Below are 8484 nucleotides of genomic sequence, written 5' to 3' on the forward strand. Positions count from 1 at the left end.
CGGGCCGGGGTCACCGAATCATCACATGAACTCCACGCACACGGAGTTCATGTGACGATTTCGGTCGTGCGGGGAACGCGCCCGCCGCCCCGTCACCAGGTGACGGGCAGTTCATGCGCTCCGTAGATGACCATGTCGCTGCGCATCGGGACCTCCTCCGGGGGTACGGCGAGCCGCAGCCCCGGGAACCGGCGGATCAGTCCCCGGTAGCCCACCACCAGCTCGATCCTGGCCAGATGCTGGCCGAGGCACTGGTGGATGCCGTATCCGAAGGCGAGGTGGCTGCTGCGGGGCCGCGCGACGTCGAGCGTGTCCGGATCGTCCACCAGCGCGGGATCCCGGTTGACCGCCGGGATGGAGACGGCCACGGACTGGCCGGCCGTGATGGTGACGTCGCCGATGACGACGTCCTCCAGCGCGATGCGCACGGGGAAGGCGTTGACGATGCTGAGGTAGCGCAGCAACTCCTCGACGGCCTGCGGAAGGAGCGACTCGTCCGCCCGCAGCCGCTCCAGCTGCCCGGGGTGGCGCAGCAGGGCGAAGGTGCCGAGGCTGAGCATGTTGGTCGTGGTCTCGTGACCGGCGATCAGCAGCAGCCCCGCGATGCCGACGATCTCCTCGTCGGTGAGCTCGTCGACGGCGGTCAGCAGGGAGATCAGATCGTCCCGCGGCTCCTTGCGCTTGGCTTCGACCAGCGTGTGCAGGAAGTTCTGGAGGGCGGCCCGCCCGGCGATGAACTCCTCTTCGGTGCGGTCCTGGCGCAGCAGCTGTGCGGCGACCGACTGGAACAGCTCCCGCTCCTCGTACGGCACGCCGAGCATCTCGCAGATCACCAGCGAGGGAATGGGCAGGGCGAAGTGCCGCACCAGATCGGCGGGTTTGCCCGCCGCCTCCAGGGCGTCCAGCCGCTCGGCCACGATGTCCTCGATACGCTCCTCCAGCTGACGCATCCGCCGCACGGTGAAGTACCGGGTGAGCTGCCCCCGGTAGCGTCCGTGCTCCGGCGCGTCCATGGCCAGGAACGACCCCGCCCCGCTGCTCCGCTCCTTGCGGATCGACTCGGGGACCGCCCGCATCGCGTCGTCGCCGCGCCAGCGCTCGGCGCTGAAGCGGGGGTCCCGCAGCACCTCCCGGGCCTCGTGATACCCGGTCACCAGCCAGCCGGTGCTGCCGCCGACGAACCTCAGCGGGCTGATCGGCGGACCGGTGAGCAGCGCGCGTGCCGGGTTGACGTAGTCGTCCCGCTCCATCGGATACGAAGGGAGGTCTTGGAGGTCGTCATGGGTCGTGGGCATCGGTGCGTTCACGATGGCTCTCCTTCGTGATTCCTCGGACTTCCCGGAGCGGACTTCCCCGAGCCGTCGGCCGGAGCATTCGATAGGGAACGCTACCGATAGGGTTCCCTACTGAACAGAGGGGCGGATCGGCTACCGTACGGATCTGGCCAGGTATCCGAACAGCTGGGGGAGAGGGGCACATCGATGCCGCCGCAGCGGTCAAAGACCGTGGAAGCGCTGATCGTCGGGGCGGAGCGGGCGTTCGCCGAACGCGGCTTCCACGGGGCCTCGATCGGATACATCTGCCAGTGCGCGGGCAGGACCACCGGGGCCTTCTACTCCAACTACGACAGCAAGCTGAAGCTCTTCCTCGATGTCTTCCGGCGGCACAGTGACCGCACCGCCGACTACATCGACGAGCGGATCGCCCATGTGGACACCGAACGGGACCTCGCCCCGCAGCTCGCCCGGATCTTCGCCGACATCTTCAACGCCGCGCACCTGGACGCCCGGTGGGTCTTCATCCACCTCGAATTCCGGCTGATGGCGCTGCGGGACCGCGAGGCGGCCGTGGCACTGGTGGAACACGAGCAGTGGTTCAGCCGCCGCATCGGCACCATGCTGGACGCGCTGTTCGAGCGGTGCGGCCACCGGCCCGCCCTGCCGGGCACCGAACTGGCCGGACTGCTCGGCGCGATGACGCGGGGCGTCAAGCTGGACCGGGCCATCTACGCGATGGGCGGTGTCGAGGACCCGCTCTCGTCGGACCAGGTGGCCGGCGTGCTGGAGGGCCTGTTCCGCTCCGTGGTGTGAGGCCGCCGCACACGGCGAACGCCGCCCGCCGGATGTCCCGGCGGGCGGCGCTTACGCGGTGGGTCGCTTACCCGGTGGTCCCTACTCGACCACCTTCAGCAGCTTGTTGGGCGAGCCCGAGCCGATACCGGACAGGGCACCCGAAGTGGCCCCGTTCACCAGCGCGGACCCCACCTCGGACGGCGTCGCCGAGGGGTGGCCGGAGAGGTAGATCGCCGCGGCTCCCGAGACGTGCGGAGCCGCGAACGAGGTGCCGTTGCCGGTGTAGGTGGCGGTGTCGGAGGAGTTCCAGCCGGCCGTGATGTTCGAACCGGGGGCGAACAGGTCCACGACCGAGCCGTAGTTGGAGTAGCTCGCCCGAGCGTCGGCGCTGGTGGTGGCCCCGACGGTGAGGGCGGTCGGCACCCTGGCCGGGGAGTAGTTCGCGGCGTTGGCGTTGGAATTGCCCGCGGCGATGGAGTAGGTCACCCCGGAGGAGATGGACGTGCTCACCGCGTTGTCCAGTGAGGTGCTGGCGCCGCCGCCGAGCGACACATTGGCCACCGACGGGCCGGAGTGGTGGGCGGTGATCCAGTCCACCCCCGCGATGACCCCGGCCGTGGAGCCGGAACCGTCGTTGCCGAGCACCCGCACCGCGACGATCTTCGCCTTCTTGGCCACGCCGTAGGTGTTGCCGGCGACGGTCGTGGCGACGTGGGTCCCGTGGCCGTAACCGTCCTGCGCCGTGGTGTCGTTGTCCACGAAGTCATAGCCGTAGGAAGCCCGGCCGCTGATCTCCGCGTGGGTGATCCGCACACCGGTGTCCAGGACGTAGACCGTCACGCCGCTGCCCGCGCTGTCCGGGTAGGTGTACGTGCCGCTCAGCGGAAGACCGGCCTGGTCGACCCGGTCCAGGCCCCAGGGGGCGTTGGTCTGGGTGGCCTCGGCGTGGACCTCACGGTCCTGCTCGACGGAGGCGACGGCCGGATCGGCGGCCAGCCGTCTGGCCTCCGCGGCGCTCAGCTCCGCCGCGTAGCCGTTGAGCGCCGAGGCGTAGGTCCGGCGCACCTCGCCGCCGTATCCGGTGACGAGGTCCTTCCCCTGGGCGGAGGCGGCCTTCAGCCCGGCCGTCTTCTTGAGGGTGACGATGTAGCTGCCGGGGATCGCGTCGGCGGCGCCGGCGTGCAGCACGGTGCCTTCGGCCGGTGCCGCGTGGGCGGGAAGCGCCGTGCCTGCTCCGACGCATGCGGCGGCGGCAGCCGCCGCGATCGCTGCGGCGATCCGCCGCTTGGTGGTACGCATCACTGCCATCGCGAGGGATTCCTCCTCGGTCGGTGGCGCGCCGTGGTGCGTGCGCGCACTGGGGGGGTTGTGCGGTGGGTCATCCGCCGCCACGCGGCGCCATCTTCCCGTCACGATTCGGCAACCTCAACGCCCGTTCGCAGAATGGGACTTGTGGACGGCGTCGGGCGCCGGACGCCCGATCGCCGCCCGCGTCGCGACCGGCGCCGGTGGCGAGGCGGGCGGTCGCGGGGCGGCGTGGGCGGTCGCGGGGCGGCGCCGACGAGGTCCTGCGGTCCCCGAGCCACCCGTACGCCCAGCGGCCCCGGCCTCGCTGCCGGGTCGGGAGCCGCGGGTGTCCCCGAAGGGTCCGGCCCGCCCGCCGAACCGGTCCGGGACCCACCCGCCACGGCCTGAACTCACGGCACCAGACCTGACGCCCAGAGACCACGGCCTGAACTCACGGCAAGACACCTGAACCCAGGCACCACGGCCTGACACTCACGGCACTACGGCTGAAACACGCGGCATTGCGGCCTGATATCCACGGCACCGCGCAAGGCCCCGTGAACCGGTCAATACAGTACGTCGGTGCGCGGACCGCCGACCGGTCCGCGCGGCATGGCGAACGGCGGGGGTGAGGAGGAGCACTGCTGTGGAGGCACAGGCGCGGACCGGGCGGCTGGACGAACTGCTGGACGAGCTGCTGCACGAGGTGCGGCGGCAGATGAGCCGGGGGGCCGGGGCGGATCCGCGGACGGTCCTCGACTGGCTGGGCCGACGGATCGGCGCCGATGTCGCCCTCGTCGGGAGCGCGGGCGCGGTGGAGGCGTCCACCGCGCGCTTCCCGCGGGAGATCCTGCCCGCCCTTGAGCCGACGCTGACCCGGCTGGCCAGGGGACAGATGGCCGCCGCGGCCACCGAGAGCGGCGCCCTCCAGGTGCGTCTGGAGGCACTCGGCCCGCGCACGCCGCGCCCCGTCCTGGTGGTGGCCGGTGCCTCGGCGCCCACGCGCGAGGCGGTGTCGCTGGTCTCGCACGCCGGGAGCGTCATCGCGCTCCTGGACCGGGCGCAGGACGCGGACACCACCTTCCGCGGCTACCAGTACAAGGCGCGGCAGCTGCGGTTCGCCGTCTTCAGCGCCCTGCTGGCGGGAGATCTCACCCTGGCCCGCCGGATGACCACCGGCGCCGTTCCCGCGCTGCTGGACGTCGAGCGGCTGCGCGTCTATCTGCTGCACTGCCCCACCGAGGACCGTGACTGGCTGGCACAGACCTACCAGGACCGTTCGGGGTATCACGGCACGGGCCTGATGGTGCACTGCCCGGCCTTCGAGGAACACCTCATCTGCCTCGTCGCCGAGGAGCCCGACACCGGCCCCGAGGCCGCCCACGGCCAGGGCGCGGTGCTGCGCCGCCTGGTACAGGAGAATCCGCACTACGCGCTGGGCATCAGCAGCCCGTATCCGCTCGGCGCCACGGCCGAGGCGTACGGGCAGGCCGTCCACGCCCTGGCCGCGGCGCGCCACACCCCCGAGCGGGTGGCCGCCTACCTCGGCCGGACGCCGCTGATGCCACTGCTGTCCCCGTCCGATGCGGGCACCTGGGCCCGCGCCCTGCTGCGGCCCCTGGGGTCCACCCCCAGGGTCACCCTCGACATCACCCGGCTCGCCGTCACCTTCCCCCGGTCCGCCGTGGCCCGGCTGCTGGACATCAGCCGCAACACCGTCTCGCACCACCTCAGACGGGTGGAGACGGCCCTCGGCCTGGACCTGGGCGACGTCCGCACCCGGGCCGCCCTCGACCTGGCCTTCTGCCTGGCCGGTGGGCAGCCGGAGGGCGGCCCCGGCGCCGAGCACGGGCGTGCCGTGCCCACCCTGGACGAGCTGCTGGGCACCGAGCCCGCCCACGCCTGGGCGCGGGAGTTCCTGCGCCCGCTCCGGGACACCCGGGGCCGCGACCTGCACACCACCCTGCGCGCCTGGATCGACGCGAACACCGACGCCCAGCGGACCGCCCGTCACCTCGGCCTCAGCCGCAACACCGTCCGGGCCCATCTGCGGGCCGCCGAACACCTCCTCGGCCGCGATCTGCTGACCACCGGCTCCGGCATCCACGACCTGGTGCACGCCCTGCACATCATCGGGCTCCACCCGGCGGTCCCCCCGGCGGTCCACCCGGCGGACTGACCGCGCACCGTGCACACGCCGCGGACGACGATGCGCACCGTGCACCGTTGTCCGCCCCGTTGATCGGCTTTAGCGTCGGTCCTGCCGCACCGCGTGGGAACGAAGCCCGGACACCAGCGTGACGACGGCCTGTATCACCACGTGGGGAGTGATACAGGCCGTCGTCGTACCGCGCGTCACAGCTCCGAGGCTTCTTTCCCGCGCTGGGCGCGGCGCCACCGCCCCCGCATCACCGCGCCGCCGTCCCGCGCCACTGCCCTGCCCCGTCACGTCACCACCCCACCCCACCGCGTCCGATCCGTAAGGAATATCCCTTCCCGGTGCGTGGAACCGGGTAGGTGTCATCCGTGGCACGGACGTCTCGGAAGCCGACCCGTGGCACGGACCGCCCATGAGGTTCCCGCTGTGGAAGGTGGTCCCGTTGAACACCGCTGACCAGAACACGTCACGCGAGCGCAAGGAGTTCCGCCGGTCCGCGCCGCACTTCGCCGACCGGATCACCGCCGACGGCCGGGACGGCTGGCCGGTGGAGGCCGGGCGCTACCGGCTGGTGGTCAGCCGGGCGTGCCCCTGGGCGAGCCGCGCGCTGGTCTCTCGCCGGCTGCTCGGCCTGGAGTCGGCCCTCTCGCTGGCCGTCGCCGACCCCGTCCAGGACGAGCGCAGCTGGCGCTTCACCCTGGACCCGGGGGGCCGGGACCCGGTGCTGGGCATCGCGTTCCTCAGCGAGGCGTACGACGCCCGCGAGACCGGGTATCCGGGCGGGGTGAGCGTGCCCGCGGTCGTGGACGTCCCCAGCGGCGCCCTGGTCACCAACGACTACCACCGCATCACCCTGGACCTCGCCACCGAGTGGACCGCCCTGCACCGGGAGGGCGCCCCCGATCTGTACCCCGAGCGGCACCGCGAGGAGATCGACGACGTGGCGGAGGGGATCTACCGCGATGTGAACAACGGTGTGTACCGGGCGGGCTTCGCCGAGCACCAGGACACCTACGACGACGCGTACCGGCGGCTCTTCGCCCGGCTCGACGCGCTGTCCGAGCGGCTGTCCCGGCAGCGCTATCTGGTCGGCGACACCATCACGGAGGCCGATATCCGGCTGTTCACCACGCTGGTCCGCTTCGACGCCGTCTACCACGGCCACTTCAAGTGCAACCGCAACAAGCTCAGCGAGGATCCGGTGCTGTGGGCCTACGCCCGTGACCTGTTCCAGACACCGGGCTTCGGGGACACCGTGGACTTCGACCACATCAAGCGCCACTACTACCGGGTGCACACCGACATCAACCCCCGCGGCATCGTCCCGCTCGGTCCCGCGCTCTCCGGCTGGCTGACCCCGCATCACCGCGAGGAGCTGGGCGGACGCCCGTTCGGTGACGGCACCCCGCCCGGACCGGTGGCGGACGGCGAGGAGGTGCCGGAGCCCGGCCGGGCGGTCTGAAGTCGTACATGTCGGCATTCCGGTGCCGCCCGGCATCGCGTGCGACGCTCGTTCGCCCGGTCTTCAACTGATCGGCACACCTGTTCCACAGACACCCTGCGAAACTCCCGGCCCCGGTGCCACTTCGACCCCGGTCCTGGTGGCCGGGGTCGGCGTGACGCGCGTCAACCCCCCGGACGGGGCCCGGGGTGCGGCGCGAATGGTGACCTTTCTGTGGACGGAAAGCGCCGATGGTGTGCGCGGCTGTGTCGGTCGTGTCATCGGAAAGTTGCGGAATGCCCGGTTCCGGAGGTTGGCCGATTCGCCGCGTGGCGAGCCCCGTGGTTACATCCCAACCCGCGCTCAGGCATCCACGGACCCCGGGACCTCCCGGAATCCCGTGGCCATGCCGCGGGAGCCGATTCGCCTCGGCCCCCGTGCGCTGTCGCAAGCCCAATGAGACAGTCACCCAAGGGAGACGCAACAATGAACAACGCGCCCAAGGTCGCGACCCAGGAGATCTCCGACGCCGAGCTGGACAACGTGGCCGGCGGCATCGGCAACCCGGTGGGCGACGTCCTCGGCACCGTCGACTCCGTCACCGGCCCGGTGACCGGCGTCGTCGGCACCGTGACCGGCACGGTTGACGGTCTCACCGGCCTGAACACCACCGGCATCGTCGGTGGGGTCGTCGGCAGCCTCTGAGGCCGGCACACCGCCTTCCCTGTGCCCCGGGCCGGCCTGGTCCGGGGCACTCGGCGGTCCACGGACCCGTTTTCGCCCCCTCCCTTCGCGGCTTCAGGAAAGACTCTCGTGCAGTTCCGCCAGCAGGCCCTCGCCAAGGCCCAGTCGGCAGAGGACATCGACCTGCCGGTGCGCTACGCCCGCCCCCAGGGATGGCTGGCACTGGCGGTCACGCTGGTGGTCATGGCGGGGGCCGCCGTATGGGCCGTCACCGGCACCGTGTCCACCACCCTCCAGGCCGACGGCATCCTCACCCACGGCCAGGGCAGCTATGTGCTGCAGAGCCCGATCGCCGGTCAGGTGACCGCCGTCCTCGCGCGGGAGGGCAGCACCCTCCCGGCGGGCGCACCGCTGCTGAAGGTCCGCACCACCGGTGGCACCACGGTCGTGCGCACCATCGCCGCCGGCCGGCTCACCACCCTCTCCGCCTCGATCGGCTCTGTGCTGAACACCGGCGCGAACGTCGCCTCCGTGGAGCGGGTCCGCCGCTCCGACGACCCCCTGGTGGCGACCCTGTACGTACCCGCGGACCGGGCGGCCCCGGTACGGCCGGGCGCGTCGGTCGACCTCAGCGTGCAGTCCGCGCCCACCCAGACCTACGGTGTGCTGCGCGGCGAAGTGCGGGCCGTCGGCCGGACCGCCCAGTCCCGCCAGCAGATCGCCTCCTACCTCGGCAATGAGCAACTCGGCGAGGAGTTCTCCAAGCACGGTCCGCCGGTCGCGGTCCAGGTGCGCCTCGACCGCAGCTCCGCCACCCGCTCCGGCTACCGCTGGTCGTCCCC

7 protein-coding genes are annotated in these 8484 nt (G+C 71.8%); 5 read left to right on the forward strand and 2 right to left on the reverse strand.

Annotated elements, in window-relative coordinates:
* Positions 1-92: 92 nt before the first annotated feature.
* Positions 93-1307 (reverse strand): cytochrome P450, encoded by a 1215-nt coding sequence (locus tag AXW62_RS15815; protein ID WP_079105723.1) that lies wholly within the window; start codon positions 1305-1307, stop codon positions 93-95.
* Positions 1308-1481: 174 nt separating this feature from the next.
* Here AXW62_RS15815 and AXW62_RS15820 point away from each other — a divergent pair, with 174 nt between their 5' ends.
* A complete protein-coding gene (locus AXW62_RS15820) occupies positions 1482-2090 on the forward strand; it encodes a TetR/AcrR family transcriptional regulator (RefSeq protein ID WP_060945119.1) in 609 nt (202 codons plus the stop codon).
* Between the two features lie 81 nt (positions 2091-2171).
* On the opposite strand, the gene AXW62_RS15825 is transcribed toward AXW62_RS15820, so the two are convergent.
* Complete coding sequence (locus AXW62_RS15825) at positions 2172-3380, reverse strand: S8 family peptidase (RefSeq protein WP_060945120.1); 1209 nt, start codon at positions 3378-3380, stop codon at positions 2172-2174.
* Positions 3381-4005: 625 nt separating this feature from the next.
* Between AXW62_RS15825 and AXW62_RS15830 the strand changes: the two genes are divergently transcribed.
* The 4 genes from AXW62_RS15830 to AXW62_RS15845 all read left to right on the forward strand — a co-directional run.
* Entirely contained in the window at positions 4006-5538 is a 1533-nt protein-coding gene (locus AXW62_RS15830) for a helix-turn-helix domain-containing protein (protein ID WP_060945121.1), read from the forward strand.
* Between the two features lie 391 nt (positions 5539-5929).
* A complete protein-coding gene (locus tag AXW62_RS15835) occupies positions 5930-6979 on the forward strand; it encodes a glutathione S-transferase family protein (RefSeq protein ID WP_060945122.1) in 1050 nt (349 codons plus the stop codon).
* A 465-nt stretch (positions 6980-7444) separates the two neighbouring features.
* Complete coding sequence (locus AXW62_RS15840; protein ID WP_030824726.1) at positions 7445-7663, forward strand: hypothetical protein; 219 nt, start codon at positions 7445-7447, stop codon at positions 7661-7663.
* A gap of 108 nt (positions 7664-7771) precedes the next feature.
* Positions 7772-8484: HlyD family efflux transporter periplasmic adaptor subunit (locus AXW62_RS15845; protein WP_060945123.1), on the forward strand; the 713-nt coding region annotated here is incomplete at its 3' end.

It is taken from the genome of Streptomyces hygroscopicus subsp. hygroscopicus, assembly GCF_001553455.1.
Lineage (GTDB): Bacteria > Actinomycetota > Actinomycetes > Streptomycetales > Streptomycetaceae > Streptomyces > Streptomyces hygroscopicus.

Coding starts and splice junctions, on each gene's coding strand:
- AXW62_RS15820 (WP_060945119.1), top strand. CDS start 1,482: ATGCCGCCGCAGCGGTCAAAGACCGTGGAAGCGCTGATCGTCGGGGCG.
- AXW62_RS15840 (WP_030824726.1), top strand. CDS start 7,445: ATGAACAACGCGCCCAAGGTCGCGACCCAGGAGATCTCCGACGCCGAG.
- AXW62_RS15835 (WP_060945122.1), top strand. CDS start 5,930: ATGAGGTTCCCGCTGTGGAAGGTGGTCCCGTTGAACACCGCTGACCAG.
- AXW62_RS15825 (WP_060945120.1), bottom strand. CDS start 3,380: ATGGCAGTGATGCGTACCACCAAGCGGCGGATCGCCGCAGCGATCGCG.